The organism is Streptococcus suis, assembly GCF_002964045.1.
Classification (GTDB): domain Bacteria; phylum Bacillota; class Bacilli; order Lactobacillales; family Streptococcaceae; genus Streptococcus; species Streptococcus suis_U.
The window spans coordinates 1-390 of record NZ_POPB01000489.1; the positions used below are offsets into that span (position 1 = coordinate 1).

The following is a 390-nucleotide window of genomic DNA, read 5'->3' on the forward strand; positions in this document are numbered from 1 at the left end:
CCGATCTCACGGAGTGAAAACAAGAAATATTTGAAATATGTTCAAAACCGGTATTGCAAAAAGCATTGAAGGGGATCGTACCAATTGAAGTTTTCAACAGGGGTTTTAAAGGCGATTATTCAGATGCCTTATATAGTGGATATAGAGAAGCAGTTCGTAAAAACTTCCACAAGTTAGAACAATTTGAAGTGGTAAAAATGGGAATTGTTGATGTTGAAAAGTTAAAATTAGAGCTGTCATTACCTGCGGGAAATCCGAATAAAATTGATTATTTTGAAAGATTATGTTCGGTAGAACGTTGGATTAGGCAGATTAAATTGTATATGAAGAATGAGTGAGGTTTGTAACTATGTTTAATAAAGGATCTAAAACAAGATTAAAAATAATAAA

1 protein-coding gene is annotated in these 390 nt (G+C 32.1%); it reads left to right on the plus strand.

What is annotated here, in order from left to right:
• Positions 1-35 precede the first annotated feature (35 nt).
• Positions 36-338, plus strand: coding sequence for an asparagine synthase-related protein (locus C1E99_RS12195; RefSeq protein WP_269088470.1), 303 nt, complete (start codon positions 36-38; stop codon positions 336-338).
• Positions 339-390: the final 52 nt, after the last annotated feature.